Source organism: Streptomyces sp. NPDC005070 (genome assembly GCF_053600395.1).
The window spans coordinates 108,965-135,549 of record NZ_JBSFZS010000002.1 but is presented as its reverse complement, the minus strand read 5'-3'; the positions used below and the strand labels follow the sequence as shown (position 1 = coordinate 135,549).

Annotated in this window: 23 protein-coding genes and 2 pseudogenes; 12 read left to right on the top strand and 13 right to left on the bottom strand. The window is 71.7% G+C overall.

What is annotated here, in order from left to right:
- Nucleotides 1-5: 5 nt before the first annotated feature.
- The 4 genes from ACWEBX_RS01400 to ACWEBX_RS01385 form a co-directional block, all read right to left on the bottom strand.
- Nucleotides 6-572 carry a hypothetical protein gene (locus ACWEBX_RS01400; protein ID WP_451882854.1) on the bottom strand — a complete coding sequence of 189 codons (567 nt, stop codon included), beginning with the start codon at nucleotides 570-572 and terminating at the stop codon, nucleotides 6-8.
- A 74-nt stretch (nucleotides 573-646) separates the two neighbouring features.
- Nucleotides 647-1,492 (bottom strand): isoprenyl transferase, encoded by an 846-nt coding sequence (locus tag ACWEBX_RS01395; RefSeq protein WP_451882853.1) that lies wholly within the window; start codon nucleotides 1,490-1,492, stop codon nucleotides 647-649.
- A gap of 129 nt (nucleotides 1,493-1,621) precedes the next feature.
- Complete coding sequence (gene recO / locus ACWEBX_RS01390) at nucleotides 1,622-2,368, bottom strand: DNA repair protein RecO (RefSeq protein WP_339129238.1); 747 nt, start codon at nucleotides 2,366-2,368, stop codon at nucleotides 1,622-1,624.
- 68 nt (nucleotides 2,369-2,436) lie between these two features.
- Nucleotides 2,437-2,661, bottom strand: coding sequence for a hypothetical protein (locus ACWEBX_RS01385; protein ID WP_451882852.1), 225 nt, complete (start codon nucleotides 2,659-2,661; stop codon nucleotides 2,437-2,439).
- 334 nt (nucleotides 2,662-2,995) lie between these two features.
- On the opposite strand from ACWEBX_RS01385, the pseudogene ACWEBX_RS01380 reads away from it, so the two are divergent.
- Together ACWEBX_RS01380 and ACWEBX_RS01375 are read left to right on the top strand one after the other, a co-directional pair.
- A pseudogene (locus ACWEBX_RS01380) lies at nucleotides 2,996-3,827 on the top strand (helix-turn-helix domain-containing protein).
- Entirely contained in the window at nucleotides 3,809-4,030 is a 222-nt protein-coding gene (locus ACWEBX_RS01375; RefSeq protein ID WP_451882851.1) for a DUF397 domain-containing protein, read from the top strand. Before ACWEBX_RS01380 ends, ACWEBX_RS01375 begins: the two are co-directional and overlap by 19 nt.
- Here the strand turns inward: ACWEBX_RS01375 and ACWEBX_RS01370 are convergent.
- Complete coding sequence (locus tag ACWEBX_RS01370; protein WP_451882850.1) at nucleotides 3,996-4,760, bottom strand: AraC family transcriptional regulator; 765 nt, start codon at nucleotides 4,758-4,760, stop codon at nucleotides 3,996-3,998. The two genes, ACWEBX_RS01375 and ACWEBX_RS01370, sit on opposite strands and share 35 nt — an antisense overlap.
- A gap of 56 nt (nucleotides 4,761-4,816) precedes the next feature.
- On the opposite strand from ACWEBX_RS01370, the gene ACWEBX_RS01365 reads away from it, so the two are divergent.
- Nucleotides 4,817-5,389, top strand: a complete 573-nt coding sequence (locus tag ACWEBX_RS01365; protein ID WP_451882849.1) for a class I SAM-dependent methyltransferase — start codon at nucleotides 4,817-4,819, stop codon at nucleotides 5,387-5,389.
- A 24-nt stretch (nucleotides 5,390-5,413) separates the two neighbouring features.
- Here ACWEBX_RS01365 and ACWEBX_RS01360 read toward each other — a convergent pair whose 3' ends face one another.
- On the bottom strand, nucleotides 5,414-5,890 hold the full coding sequence (locus ACWEBX_RS01360; RefSeq protein ID WP_451882881.1) for a protein-tyrosine phosphatase family protein: 477 nt from the start codon (nucleotides 5,888-5,890) through the stop codon (nucleotides 5,414-5,416).
- 169 nt (nucleotides 5,891-6,059) lie between these two features.
- A complete protein-coding gene (locus ACWEBX_RS01355; protein ID WP_451882880.1) occupies nucleotides 6,060-6,800 on the bottom strand; it encodes a FadR/GntR family transcriptional regulator in 741 nt (246 codons plus the stop codon).
- A gap of 269 nt (nucleotides 6,801-7,069) precedes the next feature.
- On the opposite strand from ACWEBX_RS01355, the gene ACWEBX_RS01350 reads away from it, so the two are divergent.
- From ACWEBX_RS01350 to ACWEBX_RS01330, 5 genes are read left to right on the top strand one after another with little or no spacing between them, the layout of a single operon-like run.
- On the top strand, nucleotides 7,070-8,698 hold the full coding sequence (locus ACWEBX_RS01350) for an ABC transporter substrate-binding protein (RefSeq protein ID WP_451882848.1): 1,629 nt from the start codon (nucleotides 7,070-7,072) through the stop codon (nucleotides 8,696-8,698).
- A 19-nt stretch (nucleotides 8,699-8,717) separates the two neighbouring features.
- A complete protein-coding gene (locus ACWEBX_RS01345; protein WP_451882847.1) occupies nucleotides 8,718-9,677 on the top strand; it encodes an ABC transporter permease in 960 nt (319 codons plus the stop codon).
- Nucleotides 9,677-11,653: a dipeptide/oligopeptide/nickel ABC transporter permease/ATP-binding protein gene (locus ACWEBX_RS01340; protein ID WP_451882846.1), complete on the top strand. Its 1,977-nt coding sequence runs from the start codon at nucleotides 9,677-9,679 to the stop codon at nucleotides 11,651-11,653. Before ACWEBX_RS01345 ends, ACWEBX_RS01340 begins: the two co-directional genes overlap by 1 nt.
- The gene (locus tag ACWEBX_RS01335; protein ID WP_451882845.1) at nucleotides 11,650-12,720 is read left to right on the top strand and encodes an oligopeptide/dipeptide ABC transporter ATP-binding protein; all 1,071 of its coding nucleotides are present in this window, start codon (nucleotides 11,650-11,652) and stop codon (nucleotides 12,718-12,720) included. Before ACWEBX_RS01340 ends, ACWEBX_RS01335 begins: the two co-directional genes overlap by 4 nt.
- A complete protein-coding gene (locus tag ACWEBX_RS01330) occupies nucleotides 12,717-13,652 on the top strand; it encodes a dihydrodipicolinate synthase family protein (RefSeq protein ID WP_451882844.1) in 936 nt (311 codons plus the stop codon). Before ACWEBX_RS01335 ends, ACWEBX_RS01330 begins: the two co-directional genes overlap by 4 nt.
- A gap of 14 nt (nucleotides 13,653-13,666) precedes the next feature.
- On the opposite strand, the gene ACWEBX_RS01325 is transcribed toward ACWEBX_RS01330, so the two are convergent.
- From ACWEBX_RS01325 to leuA, 6 genes and pseudogenes are all read right to left on the bottom strand, one after another.
- On the bottom strand, nucleotides 13,667-14,878 hold the full coding sequence (locus tag ACWEBX_RS01325) for a sialidase family protein (RefSeq protein ID WP_451882843.1): 1,212 nt from the start codon (nucleotides 14,876-14,878) through the stop codon (nucleotides 13,667-13,669).
- A gap of 211 nt (nucleotides 14,879-15,089) precedes the next feature.
- Nucleotides 15,090-15,767, bottom strand: a complete 678-nt coding sequence (locus tag ACWEBX_RS01320) for a response regulator (RefSeq protein ID WP_451882842.1) — start codon at nucleotides 15,765-15,767, stop codon at nucleotides 15,090-15,092.
- A gap of 254 nt (nucleotides 15,768-16,021) precedes the next feature.
- Nucleotides 16,022-17,197 (bottom strand): annotated as a pseudogene (locus ACWEBX_RS01315) (sensor histidine kinase); the annotation flags it as partial.
- Nucleotides 17,198-17,286: 89 nt separating this feature from the next.
- Nucleotides 17,287-19,368 carry an MMPL family transporter gene (locus tag ACWEBX_RS01310; protein WP_451882841.1) on the bottom strand — a complete coding sequence of 694 codons (2,082 nt, stop codon included), beginning with the start codon at nucleotides 19,366-19,368 and terminating at the stop codon, nucleotides 17,287-17,289.
- A gap of 158 nt (nucleotides 19,369-19,526) precedes the next feature.
- Nucleotides 19,527-20,222 carry a TerB family tellurite resistance protein gene (locus ACWEBX_RS01305; protein WP_451882840.1) on the bottom strand — a complete coding sequence of 232 codons (696 nt, stop codon included), beginning with the start codon at nucleotides 20,220-20,222 and terminating at the stop codon, nucleotides 19,527-19,529.
- Between the two features lie 185 nt (nucleotides 20,223-20,407).
- Entirely contained in the window at nucleotides 20,408-22,159 is a 1,752-nt protein-coding gene (gene leuA / locus ACWEBX_RS01300; protein WP_451882839.1) for a 2-isopropylmalate synthase, read from the bottom strand.
- 320 nt (nucleotides 22,160-22,479) lie between these two features.
- Between leuA and ACWEBX_RS01295 the strand changes: the two genes are divergently transcribed.
- The 4 genes from ACWEBX_RS01295 to ACWEBX_RS01280 all read left to right on the top strand — a co-directional run bounded on the left by ACWEBX_RS01295 (nucleotide 22,480) and on the right by ACWEBX_RS01280 (nucleotide 26,544).
- Nucleotides 22,480-23,550 (top strand): M4 family metallopeptidase, encoded by a 1,071-nt coding sequence (locus ACWEBX_RS01295; protein ID WP_451882838.1) that lies wholly within the window; start codon nucleotides 22,480-22,482, stop codon nucleotides 23,548-23,550.
- Nucleotides 23,551-23,605: 55 nt separating this feature from the next.
- Complete coding sequence (locus ACWEBX_RS01290) at nucleotides 23,606-23,872, top strand: protealysin inhibitor emfourin (protein WP_451882837.1); 267 nt, start codon at nucleotides 23,606-23,608, stop codon at nucleotides 23,870-23,872.
- 108 nt (nucleotides 23,873-23,980) lie between these two features.
- A complete protein-coding gene (locus tag ACWEBX_RS01285; RefSeq protein WP_451882836.1) occupies nucleotides 23,981-25,285 on the top strand; it encodes a GH1 family beta-glucosidase in 1,305 nt (434 codons plus the stop codon).
- Nucleotides 25,282-26,544 carry an MFS transporter gene (locus ACWEBX_RS01280; protein ID WP_451882835.1) on the top strand — a complete coding sequence of 421 codons (1,263 nt, stop codon included), beginning with the start codon at nucleotides 25,282-25,284 and terminating at the stop codon, nucleotides 26,542-26,544. The genes ACWEBX_RS01285 and ACWEBX_RS01280 overlap by 4 nt, the downstream gene beginning before the upstream one ends.
- The last annotated feature ends 41 nt before the right edge of the window (nucleotides 26,545-26,585 follow it).

Below are 26,585 nucleotides of genomic sequence, written 5' to 3'. Positions count from 1 at the left end.
AAGACTCAGACGCGCGTCAGGTTGTGGTCGAGGATCGCCCGCAGCCGGTCGACGTCCTCCGGGGTGCGCACGGCGCGCTTGGGCAGCACGGTGAAGCCGACGGCGTTCTTGTCGGGGCTGATCATGACGAAGACGTCCTTCGCCTCCCGGTAGCGGGGCTGCATGACCCAGTTGAGCGCCGTGACGGAGTTGTCCGTACGCACCGTCACCCCGGCGTCCGAGACGGTCACCCGGAACACGCCCTGACGCTCCGCGAGCCGCAGGACCTGGCGGGCCATGAGCCAGGGCGACAGCAGCATGAGCGGCACGAAGATCGCGAGCCAGACCCCGAGGAACAGTGACCCCCCGCGTCCGGCCAACACCTCCGCCATCTGTACGGCCGCCACGACAACGGCGCAACCGATCACCCAGTACTGTCGCCGCCCCGACGTGCTGACCCCTCTGCGAGCCCTCAGCGCCGATGCGAAGTCCCCGACGGTCGGCCGGTACTCCAACTCGACGGCGTCGGCCCCGTGCTCCCGCGGCTGTTCCGGCGACTCCTGCTGCTGCGCAGCGCCCTTGTCCTCGACCACGGCCCCTCCCCAGTTCGGTGGTGATGAGCCGTGATCGTAACGCCGGATTCGAACGACCCTGCGGGCGGCGGGGGTTAAGAGCCGTCGCCCCGCATGGCCTGCTCCATGGCGAGCAGTTGCTCGTTCGGGACGGCGCCGCCGAAGCGGCGGTCGCGCTGCGCGTACTCGACGCAGGCCCGCCACAGGTCACGCCGGTCGAAGTCGGGCCACAGCACGTCCTGGAAGACCATCTCGGCGTAGGCGCTCTGCCAGAGCAGGTAGTTGGAGGTGCGCTGCTCGCCGCTCGGACGCAGGAACAGGTCCACGTCCGGCATGTCCGGGAAGTACATGTACTTCTGCAGCGTCTTCTCGGTGACCTTGGACGGGTCGAGGCGGCCGGCCTTCACGTCCTCGGCCAGCGCCTGCGCCGCGTCGGCGATCTCGGCGCGGCCTCCGTAGTTCATGCAGAAGTACAGCGTGAGCGCGTCGTTGTCCTTGGTCTGCTCCTGGGCGACCTGGAGCTCCTTGGCGACCGACTTCCACAGCTTGGGCATCCGGCCCACCCAGCGCACCCGGATGCCGAGGCCGTCGAGGGTGTCGCGGGTCTTGCGGATGAAGTCGCGGTTGAAGTTCATCAGGAAGCGCACCTCGTCGGGCGAGCGCTTCCAGTTCTCGGTGGAGAAGGCGTACAGGGAGATGCTGCCGACGCCGACCTCGACCGCGCCCTGGAGCACGTCGAGGACGCGCTCGGCACCGACCTTGTGCCCCTCGGTGCGCGGCAGCCCGCGCTCCTTGGCCCAGCGGCCGTTCCCGTCCATGACGATCGCCACATGGTTCGGGATGAGCTCACCGGGGAGTTTGGGCGCGCGGGCACCGGAGGGGTGCGGTTCCGGTGCCTTGTAATCGCGGCGCCGGCCACCCAGGATCCCGCGTACGACCATGTGCTTCTCGTCTCCTTCTTGCTCGCGTGCGCCGGGCGCCCGTCTCGTTCTGCCTGCTGTTCTCTGCCGCTGTCGCGCGCCCGAAGCGCGCTCGTGCGCCTTCGCCGCCCCGGCCTGCCCGGGCGGCGCCTACTTCTCCACGTACCGCAAGGAGCGCAGTCCGCGCTCCAGATGCCAGTGCAGATAGGCCGACACCAGCCCGCTGCCCTCCCGGACGTGCCGCGGCTCGCACGCGTCCGCGGTCTCCCAGTCTCCCGTGAGCAGCGCGCCCAGGAGTTCGAGGGCCTGAGGCGAGGGTACGACGCTGCCGGGCACCCGGCAGTCGACGCAGACGGTTCCTCCCGCCGCGACCGAGAAGAAGCGGTTCGGTCCCGGCATGCCGCATTTGGCACAGTCGCTGAAGCTGGGCGCGTAGCCGTTGACCGCGAGGGAGCGCAGCAGGAAGGCGTCGAGGACGAGGTGCGGCTCGTGCTCGCCCCGGGCGAGGGTGCGGAGCCCGCCGACGAGCAGCAGATACTGCTGCACCGCGGGCTCCCCCTCGTGATCGGTGAACCGCTCGGCGGTCTCCAGCATCGCGGTCCCCGCGGTGTAGCGCGGGTAGTCGGTGACGATCCCGCCACCGTACGGAGCGATCGTCTCGCTCTGTGTGCACAGGGGCAGCCCGCGGCCGATCAGTTCACTGCCCCGCGCGAAGAACTGCACGTCCACGTGGGAGAAGGGTTCGAGGCGCGCCCCGAACTTCGACTTGGTCCGCCGGACACCGCGCGCCACCGCCCGTACGCGGCCGTGACCACGCGTGAGCAGCGTGATGATCCGGTCCGCCTCACCCAGCTTCTGGGTGCGCAGCACGATGCCGTCGTCGCGGAACAGACTCATGCGGCCCATTCTCGCCTACGGCACGCGCGGCCCGGCCCGGTCGGGCCGCATTGCTCCTGGGACCCTCGTCACGGCACCTCGCCGCGGCTGCGGGCGTTGGCGTACGCGGTCGCCGCGCTGATCCGTTCCGTCGGGGTCGCCTCCCGGACGGCCTCCGGCCGGCAGTCCCACTCCCTGCCGCCGCCGAGCGGTCTGAGCTGTACGTAGGGCCCCTCGTGCCCCATGACCACGCCGACCCTGCCCGTGCGGGTGTCGACGGCGCAGGAGCCGGTCGGCGGCGGCGCCGCCTTCATCGCGGGGCCGCCGCGAACCGGGCCGCGACCTCGACCCCTGCGAGCACCGTCCGTAAGTCCTGCACAGTCTCCTCCGTCTCTTCGACGCGGTGCGCCGAGTCCCGCCGCCCGTCAGGCGGCGTGTGTACGTGGGTCTGTCCGTGCGTTCGTCCGTGCTGTCGTCGTCCGTGCTGTCGCCCGTCCGTCGACGCCTGTGCTCGTGCGCGCTCTTCCTTCACCCGGCCCACCGGTCCTTGTCGATTTCACGCTTCGCATCTTCATCGTGACGCTCCGCATCTAGAATCGGCAGGGTTCCGTCCGCTACAAGCGCGGTGCAGTGCAAGGGGGTTGGCCCATGGCCAACGGTTCGCGGCAGGCCGCCTGGGAGTTTTTCGGTTCAGAACTGAAACGACGCAGGGAGGACACAGGTTTCACGCAAGTGGAACTGGGGGCTCGGGTCTTCGTCTCCGGTGGCTATATCGGCCAGTTCGAACAGGCCATCCGCAAGCCTCAGTTGGACGTGGCCCAGCGCATCGACACACTGCCGGGCGGCGACGGCTTCTTCGAGCGGATGTGGCACAAGCTCATCGACGACAAGCGCTACGCGGGGTATTTCGCGGCGGTGGTCGAACTGGAGCGGACGGCAACGAAGATCGCGGAGTTCGCGCCCGCGCTGGTGCCGGGTCTTTTGCAGACGGCGGGGTATGCGCGGGCCGTGACGCTGGCCGCGAATCCGTTCGCCACCGACGAGTACGTGGAGGAGAAGGTGACCGCCCGGCTCGAGCGGGCCCATGTACTGGCCGACGCTACAAGGCCGATGTATTGGGCGGTGCTGCACGAGCGTGCTGCGCATCCCGGTGGGCGGGGCGGCGACGATGTCCGGGCAGCTCGCCCACCTCGTGGGCGTGGTGCGTGAGCGGAGGGCCGCCGTCCAGGTGATCTCGTACGCGGCCGGGGCGCACGCGCTCATGACCGGGGATCTCCGGCTCATGGAGTTCGAGGACGCTCCGCCGACCGCCTATACGGAGACGTCCTTTTCGGGAACGCTCGTCGACGATCCGGCTGTGGTGAAGCGCGCACAGCACACCTACGATCTGCTCAGGGCCGTCGCACTGTCACCGGAGGCGTCCCTTGCCCTGATCGAGGCGACGGCGGAGGACTTCAGACGATGCGCGGCCACGACCTGAGCAACGCCCGCTGGCGCAAAAGCAGTCACAGCAACGGCGAGGGCGGCAACTGCCTCGAAGTCGCCGACGGAGTCCCCGGGCTCGTCCCCGTCCGGGACAGCAAGGTGCCGGACGGGCCCGTGGTGTTGATCGGCACGGACGCCTGGACCGCCTTCCTCGGCGGGCCGTTCACGGCCGGGGCGGGAAGTACCGGCGGGGCGTGACGCCCACGACGCGGTGGAACGCGGCCACGAAGGAGCTGGCGGAGGCGTAACCGGTGCGGCGGGCGACGGTCTCCAGGGCCAGGCCGTCGGCGAGGAGCGGCATCGCGGCCTGCATGCGCAGCCGTTCGCGCCACTGGCCGAAGGGCAGGCCCGTCTCGGCCACGAAGAGCCGGGCCAGGGTCCGCTCGGCGGCGCCGACTTCGGCACCCCACGCGGACATCGGGCGCCCGTCGGCCGGATCGGCGCTCAGCGCGTCGGCGACGGCGCGGGCCCGCGGGTCCCGGGGCACGCGCACCGCGACGCTCGTGACGGGGACGGGTGTCAGGACGTCCAGGAGCACGGCCTCGGCCCGGGAGCGGTGCTCGCCGGGGAGTCCGGGTCCCGCCAAGTGCTCGACGAGGGCGGCCTGGAGGGGTCCGACCGCCACGGCCGTCGGCTCCGTCCACGCGATCTGCGGACAGCACCCGGGGTCGACGTAGGCGCTGTGCATGACCGCGTCGCCCGCGGCCTCGGTGACGTGCGGCAGCCCGGCCGGGATCCACAGGGCGAGGGACGGCGGCAGCAGCCAGGAACCCCGTTCGCTGCTCACCCGTAGCAACCCGCGTATCGGAACGGCCAGTTGGTGGACGGGATGGGTGTGCGCGGCGAAGGCGGTGCCCCGGGGCATGGTGAAGTGCCCGACGAAAATGGCGGTGCCCGCCGCGGCCGGCCCCTGTCCGTATCGCGACATGGGTCGGCAGCGTAGCCCGTGGTGGACGTCGGGCCTGCTCGCCTAGCGTCGCTGTCATGCCGATGAACCGAGCGCACCGCAGAATCTGCAGCTCAGAGAACTGGGCGCGGAAAACCAAGGAGCACATCCTGCCCTGGGCCCTTGAGGGCGTGGAGCTGGGCGACGACGTGCTGGAGATCGGGCCCGGCTACGGGGCCAACCTGCGGGTCCTGATCGAGTCGGTGCCCCGTCTGACCGCCGCCGAGATCGACGCGGACACCGCGCGGCTGCTGACCGGGCAGTGGGGCGGACGGGCCACCGTCCTGCACGCGGACGGCGCCGAACTTCCGCTGCCGGACGCCTCGTTCGACTCCGTCGTCTGCTTCACGATGCTGCACCACGTGCCCACTGCCGCCCACCAGGACCGCATCTTCGCGGAGGCCGCGCGGGTGCTGCGCCCCGGCGGCGTCTTCGCGGGCAGCGACAGCCGGCCGAGCCTGCGCTTCCGGCTGCTGCATGTGCGCGACACGATGAACACCGTCGACCCGGAGGGGCTCCCGGCGCGGCTGGAAGCGGCCGGTTTCACGGACGTGTCCGTGGCCGTGCACCCGGACGGCGGCGTCCTCCGCTTCCGGGCGACCCGCCCCTAGGGAGAGCCCCGGGGGCCGGCCGGATCAGTCGCGTGCGCCGAAGCGGCGTACGTACGCGCGCTGCCACGGTGTCTCCACTGCGTGCCGGTCGTAGTGCCGGCGTACGTACCCCACCGCCTCCCGGGGCGGTACGCCGTCGAGGACGGCGACGCAGGCCAGGGCCGTGCCGGTGCGGCCCCGGCCGCCGTGGCAGGCGAGCTCGACGCGCTCGCCGGCCGCCCGTCGCCAGGCCTCCGTGAGCACCGCGCGGGCCTCCGCCCGGTCGGCGGGCAGCCGGAAGTCGGGCCAGCGCAGCCAGTGGGCCTCCCAGGGGACCGGGGGCGGCTGCCCGCCGAGCAGATGCACGGCGTACGTCGGCACGGGGCTCCCGTCGGCCGGAAGCGGCCGGCGCAGCGCCCGCCCCCGGATCAGCCGGCCGGAGGGCAGGGACAGCACCCCCGCGCCGTCCGCGTCCCAGAGAACGCTGTCGGCCGGGGAGTCGGGCGAGGAGTCGGGTTGGATGCCGGGCACGGGTCCAGCCTAGGGCGCGCCGGGGGTGGCGAACCCGGAGTGGGTGGGCGCGGGCGGCGCCGCCCGCGGGATGGCGCGAACCCGGGGCGCACGGACCGGTCGGTACCGGTGCCGACGGGACCCGGAGGGGGAGAGAGCAGGCTCGGAGCGTGGGCCCGCTTCAGCTCACGCCGCGGGAGCCCTGGGCGGCGCGGGCCTCGATGCCCCGGAAGTGGTCGGCCATCGCACGCTGAGCGCCCTCGACGTCCCGTACCCGCAGAGCGCTGAGGATGTCGCGGTGGCGGCGGGCCGTGACCTCCGGGGTGATGTCGTCGCTCCAGCCGCGCACCGCGGCGACCCGCCGGAAGACGGTCCAGAACGCGCCGAGCAGTTGGGGAACGAGCGGGTTGCCGAGCGAGGCGTACAGCAACTCGTGGAACCGGCTGTCGAGTTCGGGGAAGGAGCGGCCGTCGTCGCCCGCCGTCTCCATCTCGGTGACGACGGCTTCGAGCCGGTCCAGTTCCTCCTCGGTCAGCACCTGGGCCACCCGGCTTATCAGCCCCTCCTCCAGCACTTCACGGACCTGGAGGATCTCGGCCAGTGCCGCGGTCGGATCGTCCGGACGGGCGAGCGTGCGGAAGGTCAGTCCGTCGACGAACGGCGTCATGGACGCCTCACCCACATAGGTGCCGTAGCCGTGCCGGATCTCGACTATGTCGAGCGCCTGAAGTGCCTTGAGCGCCTCACGGACCGAGTTGCGGCTCACGCCGAGATCGCTCATCAGCTCGGTCTCGGTGGGCAGCGGCGCACCGGCCGGAAGCCCCTGGTCGAGGATCAGTTGCATGACCTCGCGCTGGATCCGGCCGCTCACCCGGCGCTCGGGCCGGCGCCGGTTCCCGGTCTCCTCAGGCATGCGCCGCATCGTACGCTCGCTGGACATCGGACGTTCCACCTCCGGGCTGATTAAACGCCAAGTTCGGCCAACTGCCCCTGTTTCATACCGCCATTGGTCGCACCTGTGGAAGATACGCCATTCGTGTGCGGGCCCTTGACCCCCTCAGCGCCCCCTCCTATGGTCGCGCTGCCCCCCATGACGTAGGACGTCGTATCTCCTGTGTCCCGGGCCGGCCGACCGACCGCTCCACCGCCTCACCGGACCGTTCAACTGGACCACTCCTTGCTGGAGGAACCGTGCGCGACGTGAACCCCACTCCGACGCCGCACCGCCGGTCGTTCCTGAAGTACACCGGGGCCCTGGGCGCGGCCGCCGCCCTCTCCTCGACGCTCGGCGCCTGCTCGTCCGGGCCGGAGTCGACGAACGACACCGGCGGTTCGGGCAGCGGACAGAACGCCACGCTGACGGCCGTGATCGGCTACGGGAACGACGGAAGCTGGGATCCGACACAGACCGCGTCCGCCTTCTGCATGGCCGCCAACAACCATGTCTACGAGGGCCTGCTCGACACCGACCCGATCTCCCGCGAGCCCTACGCCGCGCTCGCCACCCAGGTGCCCGCCGACCTCACCGGCACCTCCTGGAAGTTCACGCTGCGCGCCGGTGCCACGTTCCACGACGGGAAGCCGGTGACCGCCGACGACGTGGTCTTCGTCTTCGACCGGATACTCGATCCGAAGACCCAGACGCTCGCCAAGGGCTTCTTCGCCCCCTGGCTGAAGGAAGTGCGCAAGATCGACGCGCAGAACGTCGAGCTGGTCCTCAAGTTCCCGTTCCCCGAGGGGATCTCCCGGCTCACCCTGGCGAAGATCATGCCCCAGCACGTCTTCTCGCGGCCGGGCGCCTGGGACGACGCGATCAAGGGCAAGGCGGTCGGTTCGGGCCCCTACCGGCAGACCGCGCACCACCCGAAGTCCAACACGACGTTCGAGGCGTTCGCCGCCTACAACGGGCCGCGCAAGGCCGCCTTCAAGAAGATGAACTGGCTGACCATAGTGGACGCCGCGCCGCGCGTCGCGAAGATCTCCGGAGCGAGCGCCGGGGCCCAGATCGCCGACAACATCCCGTACGCCAACATCGCTCAGCTCCGCAAGGGCGGCATGACCGTCCAGGGCGGCGCCGGCATGAACAACCTGTTCCTGATGTTCAACACCCGGCACAAGCCGTTCGACGACGTCCGCGTCCGTCAGGCGCTGCACTACGCCATCGACACCGGCAAGATGGTCGAGGTCGCGCTCAAAGGGCACGGGAAGCCGTCGAGTTCCTTCCTCAACGAGGCCAACCCCTCCTACCGGCCCGCGAAGACCGTCTACTCCTACGACCCGGAGAAGGCCAAGAGGCTCCTGAAGGAGGCCGGGGTCAAGGGGCTGGAGATCGAGATCCTGTCGGTGAACGTGAGCTGGATCGTCGACTGCCTGCCGACCGTCAAGGCGTCCTGGGACGCGATCGGCGTGCGGACGACGCTGTCCCCGCAGGAGACCACGGCCGTGTTCACCAAGATGGACCAGAAGCAGGACTACCAGGTCGTCGCCGCCGCCTCGAACCCCAACCAGTTCGGCCTCGACGCCGACCTGATCATGCACTACAACTACGGCCCCCAGAACCTCTGGATGGGCTACGCCCGCTGGGCCGGCGACCCCGTCGCGAGGCAGCTCTTCAAGGACATGGACCGGGCGACCCAGGAACCGGACGCCGACAAGAAGAAGACGATGATCCAGGACTACATCGACGTCGTCGCCGAACAGGCCGTGCTCTACCCGGTCGTGCACAACGAGCTGATGACGGCGTGGAATCCGCGCCGGCTCGCGGGGATAAGGCCTCAGCCCTATCCGGGCATCAACCTGCTGCAAGCCAAGTGGGTCTAGGCGACAAGGGAGTTCGTACGTGGTCGCCATCGTCAGGATCCTGCTGCGCCGCGTCGCGCTGCTCGTGCCGCTGATGCTCGGGATCGTCCTGTTCGTGTTCCTGGTGATGCGGTTCTCGGACGTCGATCCGGCGTCCGCGTTCTTCCAGGGCGCCAACCCGACCCCGCGGCAACTGCACGACTTCAGAGAGCGGAACGGGCTGCTCGATCCGCTGCCCGTACGCTACGTCCACTTCGTGGGAGACCTGCTGCACGGCGACCTGGGCACCAGCGCCCTGACCAGGGCGCCGGTCGTCGAACAGGTCACCACCGCGCTGCCGCTCACCCTTCAGCTCACCTTCCTGGGGCTCGGCATCGCGGTGGTGCTGGCGCTGCTCGGCGGGGTGACGGCGGCGATCCACCGCGACCGGCTGCCCGACCAGATCATCCGGGTGGTGTCCCTGACCGGGGTCGCCGCACCGGGGTTCTGGCTGGCGCTGCTGATGATCCAGTACCTCGCCGTCGACCAGGGCTGGTTCCCGACCGGCGGCTACATCAACCCGGCCGACTCGCTGACCGGCTGGCTGAAGACCATGGCGCTTCCGGCGCTCGCGCTCTCCCTGCCGGTCGCCGCCCAGCTCACCCGGATCGTCCGGACGTCCGTGGTCGAGGAGCTCGACAAGGACTACGTACGCACCGCGATCGGCAGCGGGCTGCCGCCCCGGGTGGTCGTCGGCCGCAACGTCCTGCGCAACGCCCTGATGAACCCGCTCACCGTGCTGGGGCTGCGGGTCGGCTATCTGCTGGGCGGGGCGGTCGTCATCGAGACGATCTTCTCCCTGCCCGGCATGGGCAAGCTGATGATCGACGCCGTGCAGAACGGGGACCCGGCGGTCGTGCAGGGCGTCGTGCTGACCACGGCCATCGGCTTCGTGGTCGTGAACCTCGTCATCGACATCCTGTATCTGCTGGTCAACCCACGACTGAGGGAAGCGTCCTGATGTTCACGCGGAAGGAACTGGCCCTCGCCCTCGCCCGGCCCGGCATCCGGCTGCGCGGCCTGCGCAGACTGCCGCCGCTGTCGAGGATCGCGGTCTGCTTCCTGACCCTGGTCCTCGTGGTGGCGCTGTTCGCCCCGCTGCTCGCGCCGCACGACCCGCTCGACCAGCAGCCGCAGACGGACGGCACCGGGCATCCGTCGGCGGACCACTGGATGGGGCAGGACAGCCTCGGCCGGGACATCCTCAGCCGGCTGATGTACGGGGCCCGCTGGTCCCTGGCCATCGGGCTCGGCGCCACCGCGCTCGCCCTGGTCGTGGGCGCGCTGCTCGGCGCGCTCGCCGCGACCTCGCGCAAGGCGGTCGACGAGACGCTGATGCGCGCGCTGGACGTGGTGATGGCGTTCCCCGGCATCGCGCTCGCCGCCGTGCTCGTCGCCGTCTTCGGCGGCGGCATCACCGTGCTGATCTGCGCGATCGCGTTCCTGTTCACCCCGCCCGTCGCCCGGGTCGTGCGGGCGAACGTGCTCGACCAGTACGGCGAGGACTACGTCACCGCCGAGCAGGTGATCGGCGCCCGTACCCCGCACATCGTGCTCCGGCACGTGGCCGTCAACTGCGCGGCCCCGGTCCTGGTGTTCTGCACGGTGCAGGTCGCCGAGGCGATCGTGTTCGAGGCCTCGCTGTCCTTCATCGGCGCGGGCGTACGGCCCCCGGACCCGTCCTGGGGCAGTGTCATCGCCGACGGCAAGAACATGGTGCTGACCGGCGGCTGGTGGGCCACCGTCTTCCCCGGCCTGCTGATGCTGGTCACCGTGCTGTCGCTGAACATCCTCTCCGAGGGTGTCTCCGACGCGTGGGCCGCGCCGGCCGCCCGCGAGGTGTCGGTGCCGCCCGCCGGGGACCGGCTCGAAGCCCCGGAGCCGGGCAGCGGCACGGTCGTCGAACTGCCCGGTCTGGCGCGGGCCGCGGCCCGGCTGCGCGCGCGGGCCCGCCCGCCCGTCACGGACGGGCAGCCCGTTCTCGCCGTCGAGCGTCTGGCCATCGGCTTCGACCACCGGCACGGCGGTGTGGACATCGTCGACGGCATCAGCTTCGAGGTGTACCCCGGCGAAGTCCTGGGCCTGGTGGGCGAGTCGGGCTGCGGGAAATCGCTGACGGCCCTGACGGTGATGGGCCTGGAGCCCAAGGGCGCCCGGGTGCGCGGCCAGGTCCGGTTCCGGCAGCGGCAGTTGGTCGGCGAGCCGATGCGGGTACGGCGCCGGCTGCTGGGCCACGAGATGGCGATGGTCTACCAGGACGCGCTGTCGTCCCTGAACCCGGCGATGACGGTCAGGGCGCAGCTCAAGCAGGTGATACGGCGGGGCGGCAGGCGCACGGCGGCCGAGCTCCTCGCCCTGGTCGGTCTCGATCCCGAGCGGACCCTGCGCAGTTACCCCCACGAGCTCTCCGGCGGCCAGCGCCAGCGGGTGCTGATCGCGATGGCGCTGTCCCGCGAGCCGGCGCTGATCATCGCGGACGAACCGACGACGGCTCTCGACGTGACGGTCCAGGCGCAGGTCATGGAGCTGCTGCTGCGGCTGCGGGCGGAGCTGGACTTCGCCCTGGTCCTCGTCTCGCACGACCTGGCGCTGATCTCGGCGGTCACCGACCGGGTGGTCGTGATGTACGGCGGCCAGATCGTCGAGACGGGGGTGACGGCGGACCTGGTGGAGTCCCCGGCCCACCACTACACGCGCGGGCTGCTGGGCAGTGTCCTGTCCCTGGAGTCGGCGGCCGAGCGCATGACGCAGATCAGGGGAGTCGTCCCCTCCCCCGCCGACTTCCCGGCCGGCTGCCGGTTCGCCGACCGGTGCCCGATGGCCGACGAGGTGTGCCGGGCGACGGCGCCCGACCTCCTCGGCGCGCACACGCACACGGCGGCCTGCCACCACCCGGCCGTCGACCTGGTGACGACGGAGAGCGAGGCCGTGAAATGAGCACCTCCCCTGCGGACGCGCTCGTCCGCCTCTCCGACGCGCATGTCGTCCACAAGGCGCGCAGCGGCGGTGTGTTCACCCGCGACCGGGTGTACGCGCTGACGGGCGCCGATCTCGCCGTGGCGCCCGGCGAGACGATCGGCGTCGTCGGCGAGTCGGGCTGCGGCAAGTCGACGCTCGCGAAGGTGCTGGTGGGGGTGCAGCGGCCGACGTCCGGCACGGTGACCTTCCGCGGCCGTGACCTGTGGTCCCTGACACCGGACGAGCGGCGCACGGTGGTCGGCGCCGGCACGGGCATGATCTTCCAGGACCCGTCGACGGCCCTGAACCGCCGGCTGACCGTGCGCCGGATCCTGCGCGACCCGCTGGATGTGCACCGGCGCGGCAGCGCGGCCGAACGGGCCGACCGGGTGCGGGAGCTGATGTCCCTGGTCGGCCTGCCCCGGGCGCTCGCGGACGCGCTGCCCGGCCAGCTCTCCGGCGGTCAGCGCCAGCGGGTGGCGATCGCCCGCGCGCTGGCCCTGGACCCCGGTCTGGTGGTGGCCGACGAGCCGACGAGCGCGCTGGACGTGTCGGTGCGCGCGCAGATCCTCAATCTCCTGCTGGACCTGAAGGAACGCCTCGGCCTGGCACTGGTGTTCGTGTCCCACGACATCCAGACGGTGCGCCGGATGAGCGACCGGGTGATCACGATGTACCTCGGCCGGATCGTCGAGGAGTCCCCGGCGGGCGAGGTCACCGACGGCGCGCGTCACCCGTACACCCGGGCGCTGTTCTCGGCGACCCCGGGCCTGCTGGATCCCGTCGAGCCGATCCCGCTGACCGGGCCCGTCCCCTCGGCGACGCGCCCGCCGAGCGGCTGCCCGTTCCGCACCCGCTGCTGGAAGGCGGACACGGAATGCGCGACCCGGATGCCGGAGTTCACGGCCGCGTCGGCACCCGGCCACCGCTTCCGGTGCCACCATCCTGTCGAGGAGGGCCGGTCGACGCGCACCCTCGTCGCGCAGGCCGAGTCCGCCGCCCTGGCCGACGTTCCGTTCCAGCAGCACATCCGGGAGCCTTCATGACCTTCCCCGCCCCGCTGACCGGTGTCGTACCGCCCGTCTGCACGCCCCTGACACCGGACCGCGAGGTGGACGTCCCGTCGCTCACCCGGCTGATCGACCACCTGGTGAACGCCGGGGTGCACGGTCTGTTCGTCCTCGGCTCGACGTCCGAGGTGGCCTATCTGACGGACGCGCAGCGCCAAAGGGTGGTGGAGACGACGGTGGCGCATGTGGCCGGTCAGCTCCCGGTCCTGGCCGGCGCCATCGACATGACGACGCCCCGCGTCCTGGACCACGTGCGCACCGCCCGTGCCGCGGGCGCGGACGCGATCGTCGTCACGGCCCCCTTCTACACCCGCACCCATCCCGCGGAGATCGCCCGGCACTTCCGTGTCGTCGCCGCCCGCGCCTCGCTCCCCCTGTTCGCGTACGACCTCCCCGCCTCCGTCCACACCAAGCTGAGCCCCGAACTGGTCCTCGAACTCGCCGCCGACGGTGTCCTGGCGGGCCTGAAGGACTCCAGCGGCGACCTCGGCGCCTTCCGCGCGGTCGTCACCGGCGCCCGTACCCGCCCGGGCGCCGGCGGCTTCACCGCGCTCACCGGCTCCGAGGTGGTCGTGGACTCGGCGCTGGCCCTCGGCGCGGACGGCGTGGTCCCCGGCCTGGCCAACGTGGACCCGGTGGGCTACGTACGGCTGTACGAGCTGTGCGCGGCGGGCGACTGGCAGCGGGCGCGGGCGGAACAGGAGAGGCTGTGCGAGCTGTTCGGCCTGGTGGACGTCGGCGATCCGGCCCGGATGGGCGGCAGTTCCTCGGCGCTCGGCGCCTTCAAGGCCGCGCTGTCCCTGCGGGGCGTCATCGACTGCGCCGCGACAGCGGAACCCCAGGTGCCGCTGTCGCCGGGCGAGGTCGAACGCGTCGGGAAGTACCTGGCCTCGGCGGGACTGCTCTGAGCCAGAGCCTGTCGTCACCCGAGCGGCCCGCTCAGCGGCAGCCGCCGGAACTCGATGGTCTCGTACGGTCCCGCGTCGCCGGTCTCGTAGAGGATGCCGACCCGGGAGGCGCCGAGCTGGACGAGGTCCGAGTAGGCGGCTCGCCGCGTGGACAGGGTGGTCGCCTTGTCGAAGTCCGCGCCCGCGGTCGCGCTGCGCCAGACGGCCATGGACCGGCGGACGGTGGGGACGGAGGGACCCGAGAAGAGGAGCGGGGCGAAGCGGCCGGTGAGCTGGAGGACACTGCCCTGGACGACGGGGACGTCGTTCAGGTCGGGCTGGACGGCGAAGGGGCGGTCCAGGGTCTCGGCGCCGTCGCTTGAGTAGGAGTCGAGGCGGTTGCCCGTGCTCGTGCCGTTCTGGTCGCGCGAGGTGAAGTAGAGCCTGCCGTCGGGCAGTTCGGCGACCGAGCTCTCGTTGGCGTTGTCGGTCCCGTCGTAGGAGTCGTCGACGAAGCCGAGCCGCCAGGTGCGTCCGCCGTCGTCGCTGTAGAGCGCGTGCGCCCCGTAGTACCTGGCCTCCTGGCCGGTGTCCGTGGACCCGGCGGGCGGGGCGGCGGAGTGGTTGGCGGGCACGACCAGGCGTCCCGCGTGCGGTCCGTGGCGCAGGGCGATCGCGTGGCCGGGACCGGTGGCGTACCAGCGCCAGCCCGGCAGCTTCGTCTGATCGGTGATGTCCCGCGGGGCGGTGAAGTGGCGCCCGTCGTCACGGCTGGTCTGGACGAAGACGCGGCGGCTCTGCTCCGCCGTGACCTCGCCGCGCATGATCTGCGCCTCGGTGACCGCACCGCTGTTGTAGGAGGTGAGCAGCACGATCCGGCCGGTTCCGGGGTCCACCACCGGCGCCGGGTTGCCGCGGGTGTCGCCGTGTCCGGAGGCGACGACCCGCATCGGGCTCCAGGTGCAGCCGCCGTCGAAGGAGCGCTTGAGGACGACGTCGATGTTCCCGGTGTCGCCGGCGCCGCTGTGCCGCCCCTCGGCGAAGGCGAGCAGCGTGCCGGCTCCGGTCGTGACGGTCGCCGGGATGCGGTAGGTGTCGTAGCCGTCCTGGCCCGCGGTGTACGGGACGGAGGAGGTGCAGTCCCCGGCGCCCCGGGGCGCGGCGGAGGCGGCGTGACCGGTGGCGGCGAGGGCGGTGAGAAGTCCGGCGGCGGTGGCGAACGCGACCATGCGGCTCATGCTGGTCATGACACTCCCTGGACTACGTCGACGGCGTCGGACATGGAACGACGTGGGACGTGGGATGTCCCGGTGAACCTAATGTGCCCAGGGTGCCGCGGCAATACCCGTGCTTTCACGGCATGCTGATGGGACGTCAGTCATTTCGGATCACGCGTTCGGCCGCTGCTGCCGGGGTGGGCCCGGCCCCGGCCCGGCTCCGGCTCTCGGCCGCCGCCGGTCAGGCCCGGCCCGTGTCTCCGGGGGTCACCAGGCCCGACTCGTACGCCACGATGACGAGCTGGGTCCGGTCGCGGGCGCCCAGCTTGCCCATGATGCGGCTGACGTGGGTCTTCGCGGTGAGCGGGCTGAGCCCCAACGCCGCCGCGATCTCGGTGTTGTTGAGGCCGCGTGCGACGAGGGTGAGCACCTCGCGCTCGCGCTCGGAGAGCCCCTCGGGACCGCCCGCGGCGAGCGCGGGGACGGAGGGGGCGCGCAGGAAGCGGGCGACCAGGCGGGCGGTGGGGCCCGGCGAGAGCAGCGCGTCCCCGGCGGCCACGGTGCGGATCGCGTCGAGGAGTTCGGCGGGCCGGGTGTCCTTCACCAGGAAGCCGGAGGCGCCCGCGCGCAGCGCCTCCACGATGTGTTCGTCGGTGTCGTACGTGGTGAGCACGAGCACCCTGACCCCGGCGAGGTCCTCGTCGGCCGCGATGAGCCGGGTGGCCTCGATGCCGTCCAGGTCGGGCATGCGGATGTCCATGACGACCAGGTCGGCGCGTGCGGCGCGGGCCAGCTCGACGGCCTCCCGGCCGGTGGCGGCCTGCCCGACGACCTCCATGTCCCGTGCCGACTCCACGAGCATGGCGAACGCGGCCCGTACGAGGTTCTGGTCGTCGGCGAGGACCACCCGGATGGTCATCGGAGCCCGCCCTCTCCCGGCTCGGCCACGACCGCGGGACCGGTCCCGGGTGCGTGACGGTCGTCGCGTACGGCGTCGGCGTCACGTACGGACAGAGGCTCCGGACGCCGCTCCGGCACGGATCGACGGTCGGGGCCGGGGTCGGGCCGCTGGTCCGGCACCGATCCACGGCCGAGGTCGGGGTCGGGTCGCCGGTCCGGCACCGATCCACGGCCGGGGCCGGGGTCGGGCCGCTGGTCCGGCAGCGCTGTGCGCAGGGGCAGGACGGCCAGCACCGCGAATCCGCCCTCCTCCCGTGTCCCGGTCTCCACGGTGCCGCCCACGCTGCGGGCCCGCTCCCGCATCCCCACCAGACCGAAGCCGGGCGGGCCGCCCGCGTCCCCGATGCCGTCGTCGGTGACCCGCACGCGCAGCGCCCAGCCGTCCGTGTCCAGCTCCACGCGGACGCCCACCCCGGGGCCCGCGTGCCGTACCGCGTTGGTCAGCGCCTCCTGGACGATGCGATAGGCGGCGGCGCCCACGGCGGTGGGAACACCGTCGGCCCCCACCACGGACGACGCCTCCACCCGGGTGCCCGCCGAACGGGCCGCCGCCACCAGATCGGGCACGCCGTCGAGGCCGGGCAGCGGGCCCCGGCCGTCGCCGCCGCCGTGCTCGGTGTCACGCAGCACCTCCAGCGTGCTCCGCAGCTCGCCGCGCGCGGTCCGGCAGGTCTCGGAGATGTCGTCGAGGGCCTTGGCGACGGCCGTACGGTCCAGCCGGCCGGGGTCGGCGGCCAGGACGTGCGCGGCGACGGAGGTCTGCACGCCGATCAGGGTGATGCTGTGGGCGAGCAGGTCGTGCAGGTCCCGGGCGATGCGCAGCCGCTCCTCGGCGACCCGGCGGCGGGCCTCCTCCTCGCGGGTGCGCTCGGCGCGCTCCGCGCGTTCGACGACCGAGGCGAAGTACTGCCCGTGCACCCGGACGTACACGCCGAGCACGATGAACGCGACGATCCAGCCGGTGATCCGCAGCGCCTGGGCGCCCTCGGCGGCACCCTGCCCGAACTTGACCGTGAGCATGATGCCGATGACCCCGCCGCCGACGACCAGGGAGCGCAGCGGGCTCCCGGTGACGGCGACGGTGAACAGCGCGGTCATCGAGACGAGCAGCGGCGCGCTGTGGTCGAAGTCGAGCGCGTGGTACGGGGCGACGCAGGCGACGAGTCCGAGGAACGCGGCGAGCGGGGCACGCCGCCGGAAGATCATCGGAAGGTGGGCGGCGACCAGCAGGCTCCAGCCGAGCGCGTCCGGCCGGCGGCCGTCCGTGTTCAGGGTGAGCGCAACGGCGACGTCGAGGAGCAGCAGCGCGCCCGCGAGCAGCGCGTCCTGGCGCAGGACCCGCGCCGGGTCGGTGGTGCCCCGGTGTCCGAAGCCGGTGAGGTGCAGCATGCGTTTGACGTCCACCGCTTCATCTTCCGTGAGGGGGCGCCCCCGCGGGAGGCGGGGGCGCCCGATGTCCGTCGTCCGGTGGGTGCGGGTCAGCCGACGGGGACGGGGTCCTGTCGTCCGGCCTTCTCCGGGTCCGGCTCGCGGGAGAGGCCGCCCGGCCACCACACCTTCCGTCCCAGTGCCACGCTCGCGCTCGTCACCAGGTACGTACGGACGAGGAAGGTGTCGAGCAGCACCCCGACGGAGATGACGAAGCCGAGCTCGACGAGCTGGAGGAGCCCCATGTTCGTGAGCACCGCGAAGGTGGCCGCGAGGACGAGGCCGGCCGAGGCGATCACCCCTCCGGTGGTGCGCAGCGCGGTGAGCGCGGCGGCGGCCGGTTCGGCGCCGGCGAGGGATTCCTCCCGCATCCGGTGCATGAGGAAGATGCCGTAGTCGACGCCGAGGGCGACCAGGAACACGAAGGACAGCAGGCCGAGGCCGGGATCGGTTCCCTCGAACCCGAACAGCGGGCCGAAGACGAGGCCGCCGATGCCGAGGGCCGCGCCCCACACCGCGATGACGGCGGCGACGAGCAGCAGCGGCGCGACGAGCGAGCGCAGCAGCAGGATCAGGATCAGCAGCACCGAGACGAGCACGATCGGGACGACGACGAGCCGGTCGCGGGCGTTCGTGTCCTGGAGGTCGAGCTGCTGGGCGCTGGGGCCGCCGACGTACGATCCGCCGAGGTCCGCCCGCAGGGCCTTGATGGTGGCGGTCTCGGCCGCCGACTGCGGGGCGCCGCGGGCGATGACGGAGATCTCGGTCCAGCCTCCGCCACTGCGTCCGCGTTCGGCGCTCGCGACGCCGGTGTGCCCGCGTGCGGCGGACAGCGTGGCGTCCGCCCGTCCGGTGGGGGTGATCACGGTGATCGGCTGGGTGCCCTGCCCGGGGTAGGCGCGGGCGAGTGTCTCCATCGCGGTGACCGAGTCGGGCCGGTGGACGAAGGAGTCCTCCTGCTTGAGCGCGCCCGGCAGGTTGAGGGTGCCGAGGGCGAGCGCCCCGAGCAGGGCGCCTCCGCCCGCCAGGACGACGAGCGGCCGGCGGCCGGCCGAGGACCCCATCGCGGAGAACAGGCTCCGGCGTCGCCGGGGCTCGCTGCCGTAGGCGGGGACGAGCGGCCAGAACACCCGCCGGCCGAGCAGGACGAGGACGGCGGGCAGCAGGGTCAGCATGGCGAGGAGGGCGCAGAGCACACCGATCGTGCCGGCCGGGCCCATGCCCCGGCTGCTGTTGAGGTCGGCGGCGAGCAGGCACAGCAGTCCGGCCGCGACGGTCCCGGAGGAGGCGAGCACGGCGGGCCCGCAGCCGCGCAGTGCCTCCTTCATGGCGTCGTAGGGCCGCTCCACTCGCCGCAGTTCCTCCCGGTAGCGGGAGATGATCAGCAGGGCGTAGTCGGTTCCGGCGCCGAAGACGAGGATCGTCATCATGCCCGAGCTCTGGCCGGAGACGCTCGTGCCGAACGCCTGGTGCAGGCCGTAGGCGACGCCCATCGACAGATAGTCCGCGACGCCCGCGACGGCGAGCGGTACGAGCCACAGCAGCGGGCTGCGGTAGATGAGGATGAGCAGGACGGCGACGACGGCGACGGTGGTGTAGAGCAGCGGCCCGCCGAGCGAGTTGTAGACCTCGCCCGCGTCGGTGGCCAGGGCGCCGGGCCCGCCGACGACGACGCTCATCCCGCCGGTGTCCCGGGCCACGTCGCGGACGTCGTTCACAAACGCGTCGCGCTTCTTCTCGTCGGTGCCGGGCGCGTTGCTGGCGACCGGATACATCAGGGTGCTGCCGTCGGAGGACGGCACGGCCCGGGGGGTGCCGGTGAGCGGGTTAGCCCGGGTGATCGCGGCGACCTGGCGGGCCGCGGTGTCCCGGTCGGCCGGCCGGAGTCCTCCGTCGCGGTGGTAGACGAGCACCAGCTCGGTGGTCTCGCCTCCGGGCAGTCGGTCCTCGGTCTTCGCGACCCGCGTGGAGTCGGCGCTCGACGGCAGATAGTCGACGGCACGGTCGTGCTGCACGTCCGACAGCTTCGCCGCGAACGGGCCGACGACGGCCAGCAGTCCGATCCACAGCGCGAGCACCGCCCACGGCACGGCCCGCCGCCGCGACGGCGTACTTGTCTCTGCGGCCCCCATGGACAGGGCCTCCCTTCGGTCCGGATGTCTGGTTACCGAGTTCCAGACTTCCGGCCCGCCGGACGCCTTTCGTCGCTCGCGGGAGCGAGCCGGGCCCTACTGCGCCGGGTGTGCCGGGGCCGTCGTTACTCCCTGGGGAGTAGTGCGGCGGCGGGCGTCTACGACGGTGTGCGGGCCGTGGCCAGGAGGCGGGTCACGTCGTCGGAGCAGATCGTCAGGGCCGCGCCGACGGTGGCGAGGGCGTCGCGTTCGGCGGGGGTGTAGGGGCCGTCGGCGAGGGCGATGCGGGCGCCCTGGAGGAGGATCGCCTCGCGGCCCGCCGGGGCGAGGTGCGGGGCCAGCGGGTCCAGCGCCTCGTGGAGCTCTATGGCCAGGCTCGCTCCGCAGGGCTCGCCGAAGAAGCGGCCCGTGTCGGCGGCGAGGGCCTCGACGAGGGCGCTGAGCTGGTCCTCGGTGCAGTCGTCGAAGCCGGCCGAGCGGACGGTCGCGGCGGCGGTCTCCAGGGAGGAGCGGGCGCAGCCACCGCTCGCCGCGAGGACCGCGAGGGCGACGGTGTGGACGGCGTCGCGGAGCATCGCGGAGAAGCGGGTGGTGGTGGGGTGGTCGAGGACGTCCGCGCCGTAGTGGCGGCTGCAGGCCGCGCACTCGACGACGGGCCCCGTCTCGCCGCGCGGGAGGACGGGAACACCCAGAAGAGTGAAGCGGCGCCGGCCGGTGAGCCGCTGGTAGTTGCGGTCGCCGCCGCAGCCGGGGCAGAAGAACTCGCCGTCGCCGACGGTGCTCCACGCCGTACGGGTGCCCAGGAAGCGGGGAACCTGAACTGCACGACCGTTTCGTCCCCATCCTGGCAGCACGTCGCACACCTCCGTAACCACGCGGCAACATCGCCGCGCTGGCGTGATGTTAGCCACATTGTTGAGGTGTAGTCAGTACCTGGGACGAGACCTGCTTGTGACCTGCACACGATTTGGCCGGGATACGACCGGGCCCCGCCCGCCTCGAAAGGCGGACGGGGCCGGAAAGAACCAGGTGAACGGGGTCAGCGGGCCGCGCGGTTGACGGCGGAGACGACGGCCTTCAGCGAGGCGCGTGTCGTGTTCGCGTCGATGCCGATTCCCCACAGGACCTTGTCGCCGATCGCGCACTCGATGTACGACGCGGCCTGCGCGGAGGCGCCCTCGCTCATCGTGTGCTCCTGGTAGTCCAGCAGGCGGACGTCGATGCCGATGGACTGCAGGGCGTCGAAGAACGCGGAGATCGGGCCGTTGCCGGTGCCGCTCAGGACGGTGTCGGCGCCGTCGACCGTGGCCTCGACGGTCAGCGTGTCCACGCCGTCCTTGTCCGTGGTGGACTGGCCGTTCCTGACCTGGATACGACCCCACGGGTTGCCGGGGTTGGGCAGGTACTCGTCCTGGAAGGTCGCCCAGATGTCCTTCGGCGTGACCTCGCCGCCCTCGGCGTCGGTCTTCGCCTGGATGAGCTTCGAGAACTCGATCTGCATCCGGCGCGGCAGGTCCAGCTTGTGGTCGTTCTTCAGGACGTACGCGATACCGCCCTTGCCCGACTGCGAGTTGACCCGGATGACGGCCTCGTAGGAACGGCCGACGTCCTTGGGGTCGATGGGCAGGTACGGGACGGCCCACTCGATGTCGTCGACGGTGACGCCCTTGGCGGCCGCCTCGGCCTCCATGGCGTCGAAGCCCTTCTTGATGGCGTCCTGGTGGGAGCCGGAGAAGGACGTGTAGACCAGATCGCCCACGTACGGGTGGCGCGCGTGGACCTCCATCTGGTTGCAGTACTCCCACGTACGACGGATCTCGTCGATGTCGGAGAAGTCGATCTGCGGGTCGACGCCCTGCGAGAACAGGTTCATGCCCAGGGTGACCAGGTCGACGTTGCCGGTGCGCTCGCCCTGCCCGAACAGGCAGCCCTCGACGCGGTCGGCGCCGGCCATCAGCGCCAGCTCGGCGGCGGCGACGGCGGTGCCGCGGTCGTTGTGCGGGTGGATCGACAGACACACGTACTCGCGGCGGGACAGGTGACGGCCCATCCACTCGAAGCGGTCCGCGTGCGTGGAGGGGGTCGAACGCTCCACCGTGGCCGGCAGGTTGAGGATGATCTCGCGGCCCGGACCGGGCTGCCAGACGTCCATGACCGCCTCACAGACCTCCAGGGCGAAGTCCAGCTCGGTGTCGGTGAAGATCTCGGGGCTGTACTGGTACCCGAACTCGGTCTCGGGGCCCAGCAGTTTCTCCGCGTACTCGACGACCAGACGCGTGCCGTCGACGGCGATCTGCTTGATGTCGTCCTTCGAGCCGCGGAAGACGACGCGGCGGAAGACCGGCGCGGTGGCGTTGTACAGGTGCACGTTGGCGCGCTTGGCGCCCTTCAGCGACTCGACGGTCCGCTCGATCAGGTCCTCGCGGGCCTGGGTCAGCACGGAGATCGTCACGTCGTCCGGGATCGCGGTCTCGTCCTCGATGATCGAGCGGACGAAGTCGAAGTCCGTCTGGCCCGACGCCGGGAAGCCGACCTCGATCTCCTTGTAGCCCATCTTGACCAGCAGGTCGAACATCTCGCGCTTGCGCGCGGGCGACATGGGGTCGATCAGGGCCTGGTTGCCGTCGCGCAGATCCGTGGAGAGCCAGCGGGGAGCGACGGTGATCCGGTTGTTCGGCCAGTCGCGGTCGGGGATGTCGACCTGGTCGTACCGGCCGTACTTGTGGACCGGCATCGACGTGGGCCGCTGACGGTTGATGCGGGCGTGCTGGCTGATCTGGCTGTCCGCCATGATGCGTAGGCTCCTCAGGATGTCCGAAAGGACGGCCGACGGCGCAACGCCAGACTCCGCGGGGAGGGGGTCGGCCTCGACTACAGGCCCTCGCCGCGGCAGCTAAGAAGAAGCAGCCCGAAACGCATAATGCTCCGCAGCCTAGCGGAGCCACGCTCCGTGCGGAGGGCTGTATCAGTATGCGGGATCGCGCGCCCCAAAAAGGACAAAAAGTGCGCCATACCACTTCCAGCCGGAATCTCCGGCTCCTTATCTCCGCATTTCACCAATCATGGTTGCACGTAGTGACATACACATCACTCAGTGCAAGGGTGCCGGGCATGACGACCAACGGGGGCTTCGAGCCCGTCCACTGCACCATCGTTCCGCCCCATGTCCTCGACAAGCTCGCGCGGCACGAGGACCCCGCGCTCTCCGGTCCCGCGCGCCAGACCCTGGAGCGCGACGCGTACGAGCGCACCCACCGCCGGCTGACCACCGTCATCGGCGCGCCCGCCGTCGCCGCGCCGGCGGGGGCCGACGACCACGCGCCGCACCGCACGATCTACGACGCCCGACACCGCCAGGACCTCCCTGGCAAGAAGGTCCGCGGCGAGGGCGACAAGCCCGGCAAGGACGCCACCGTCAACCGCGCGTACGCCGGCCTCGGCGCGACCTTCGAGCTCTATCTGAACGCCTACGGACGCACCTCGATCAACGGCGAGGGACTGCCGCTCGACGCCACCGTGCACTTCGACAAGGGCTACAACAACGCCTTCTGGAACGGCGAGCAGATGGTGTTCGGCGACGGCGACGGCGAGATCTTCCTCGACTTCACCCTCCCGGTCGACGTGATCGGCCACGAGCTGACGCACGGCGTCACCCAGTACACGGCGAACCTCACGTACTTCGGTCAGCCGGGCGCCCTGAACGAGTCCATGTCGGACGTCTTCGGCTCGCTGATCAAGCAGTACACGCTCGGCCAGACCGCCGGCGAGGCCGACTGGCTGATCGGGGCCGGGCTGCTCGCCCCGCGGGTCACCGGCACCGCCCTGCGCTCCATGAAGGCACCGGGCACCGCCTACGACGACGACGTGCTCGGCAAGGACCCGCAGCCCGGAACGATGGACGCCTACGTCCGCACAGGCCGGGACAACGGCGGCGTCCACATCAACTCCGGCATCCCCAACCACGCCTTCTACCTCGCCGCCCAGGCCCTCGGCGGCCACGCGTGGGAGCGGGCCGGACAGATCTGGTACGACGTGCTGACCGGCGGGGAACTGCCGCAGCAGGCCCTCTTCTCGGACTTCGCGCGGCTCACCCTCGCCGCGGCGCGGACCCGGTACAACGAGGGGGAGGAACTGCAGGCGGTGACGAAGGCCTGGGAACAGGTCGGCGTGCCGTCCGCCTAGGCCCGGCGGAAAGGGTCGTAGCCCCGGGCGCCCGACTCGTACTAGACAGGACCCCATGCGTATCGAAGTGCGGCGTACGGGCGGGTTCGCGGGCATCGAGCGCCGTGCCGAGGTGGACACCTCGGCACGGCCCGACGCCCCCGAGTGGCACGCACTGGCCGAGCGGGCACTCGCCGCCGGACGGGACACGCCCCCGGCCGGCGTCCCGGACGGCTTCCACTACGAGATCACCGTGGACGGCAGGACCGTCCACGCCGCCGACCCGGCACTTACGGAGGGCCAGCGCGAGCTGATCTCCCGGGTCTTGAAGGAGGGCGCCTGAAGGGCGGTGCCTGAAGGAGGGCACATGAAGGAGGGAGCCTGAACACGGCCGACCGCGGGTTCACGCCGACCCGTTGACTTCTGTTACCGCGGGTACAGATGATCGCGCATGGCGACGAACCCGCTCCCCCAGTTCCCGTCCGGCTTCCTCTGGGGCGTGTCCACCTCGGCCCATCAGATCGAGGGGGCCGTGGACGAACGCGCCCCCTCGGTGTGGGACACGTTCACCGCCGGGCCCGGTCACATCAAGGACGGCTCCACGGCGGCGGTGGCCTGCGACCACGTCCACCGCTACCCCGAGGACGTGGCGCTCCTGGCCGGCCTCGGCGTGGACGCGTACCGCTTCTCCGTCTCCTGGCCCCGGGTGAACTCCCCCGGCGGTCTCGACTTCTACGACCGCCTGGTCGACGCGCTGTGCGCGGCCGGCGTACGCCCCGTGCCGACCCTCTTCCACTGGGACCTGCCGGCGGAGCTGGACTGGGCGGACCGGGACACCGCCGAGCGGTTCGCCGCGTACACCTCGGTCGTCGCGGAGCGCCTCGGCGACCGCGTCAAGAAGTGGATCACTCTCAACGAGCCCGCCGAGCACACCCTGCTGGGGCACGCCCTCGGCGCGCACGCCCCCGGCAAGCAGCTCATGTTCGACGCCCTGCCGGTGGCCCACCACCAGCTCCTCGCCCACGGTCTCGCCGTACGGGCGCTGCGCGCGGCCGGGGCCGGCGACATCGGGATCGCCAACTCGCACGGCCCGACCTGGGCGGCCTCGGACCGCACCGAGGACGTCGAGGCGGCCGATTTCTACGACCTTCTGCTCAACCGGCTCTTCGCCGACCCCGTCCTGCTGGGCCGCTACCCCGACGGCATCGACGCGTTGATGCCCGGCGACGTCGAGGCGGACCTGAAGATCATCGGCGAGCCGGTCGACTGGTACGGGATCAACTACTACCAGCCGACCAGGGTGGGTGCCCCCGAGGGCGCGGAGATCGAGTTCGGCGGGCTCACCCTGCCCGCCGAACTGCCCTTCACCGTCAAGGAACTGGAGGGGTACCCGGTCACCGACTTCGGCTGGGCGGTGGTGCCCGAGGGGCTCACGGAGCTGCTCACCGGCTTCCGCGAGCGCTACGGCGACCGGCTCCCGCCCGTCGTCATCACCGAGAACGGCTGCAGTTACGACGGCATCGACGACCAGGAGCGGATCACCTTCCTGGACGGTCATGTCCGGGCGCTGCACCGGGCGTTGGAGCAGGGCGTCGACGTACGCGGCTATTTCGTCTGGTCGTTGATGGACAACTTCGAGTGGGCGGAGGGGTACGCGCGCCGCTTCGGGCTCGTGCATGTCGACTACGACACCCTGGAGCGGACCCCGAAGGCCTCGTACGGCTGGCTGCGGGACGCCCTGCGGGCGCAGAGATGACCGCGGCCGACCGGGTCGCGCCCCTGTCCGCGCTCGCCGAGCCCGTCGAACGGGTCGGCCGGGGCTGGACGTCCGCGCTCTCGCTCGCCAACGGGGCGATCTGGGTGGGCTGGTACGGCCCGCTGCAGATCCTCCTCGCCTCCCAGGCGGAGGACTTCGCGCCCGGCAGCGGCATGTCCAAGGAGACGATGCTGGCCTGGGTGACGGGTGCGGGCGCGGTCGTCTCGCTGGTCGCCAACCCGCTCTTCGGCGCGCTGTCCGACCGTACGACCGCGCGCCGGGGCCGCCGGACGCCGTGGATCGTGGCCGGAGCGGCCGGGGGCGCGCTGTCCCTGCTGCTCCTCGCGGGCGCGGGGGGCGTGTGGACGATGGCGGCGGGCTGGTGTCTGGTCCAGCTCACCCTGAACGCCGCGTTCGCCGCGGTCACGGCGGCCGTGCCCGACCGGGTGCCGCGGCTCCAGCGCGGCAGCGTGGGCGGCTGGCTGGGGGCGGCGCAGATCCTCGGCGTGGTCGGCGGCACCGGGCTCGCGACGGTGGCCGGGGGCACCGGCGGCGGGTACGCGGCGTGCGCGGTGTTCACGCTGGTGGGCGTCCTGCCGTACGTACTGCGCCACGAGGACCTGCGGCTGCCCGTGTCGGCCCGGCCGCCCTGGTCGGGGCGGGAGTTCCTCGCCTCCTTCCGGCTGAGCCCGCGCGAGCACCCCGACCTGGCGTGGGCCTGGCTGACCCGCTTCCTGATCAACCTCAGCAACGCCCTCGTGCTGCTGTACCTGCTCTACTACCTGCGCGACAGGCTGCGCCTCGACGACCCCGAGCAGGGGGTTCTCGTCCTCACCGCCGTGAACGGGATCACGCTTCTCGCCACGGTCGTGGTGGGCGGGGTGTGGTCGGACCGGCTGGGGCGCCGCAAGCCGTTCGTGATCTGGTCCGGCGTGCTGATGGCGGTGGCCACGGCATTGCTGGCCTGCTGGCAGACCTGGCCCGGCGCGATCGCCGCCGCGGCGGTCCTCGGCGTCGGGTTCGGCGTCTTCACCTCCGTCGACTTCGCCCTGATGACCGACGTGCTGCCCAAGGCCCTCGACCGCGGCAAGGACCTCGGCGTCATCAACATCGCCAACGCTCTTCCCCAGGTCGCGGCCCCGGTCCTGGCCGCCCCGATCGTGACCTACCTGGGCGGTTACCGGGTCCTGTACCTGGTCGCGGCGGTGATCGGCCTCGCGGGTGCGGTGCTGGTGGTGCGGATCAAGGGGGTGGACTGAACCGGCGGCGCTCCCCGGACGGGTGCCGGGAGAGGGCCGCC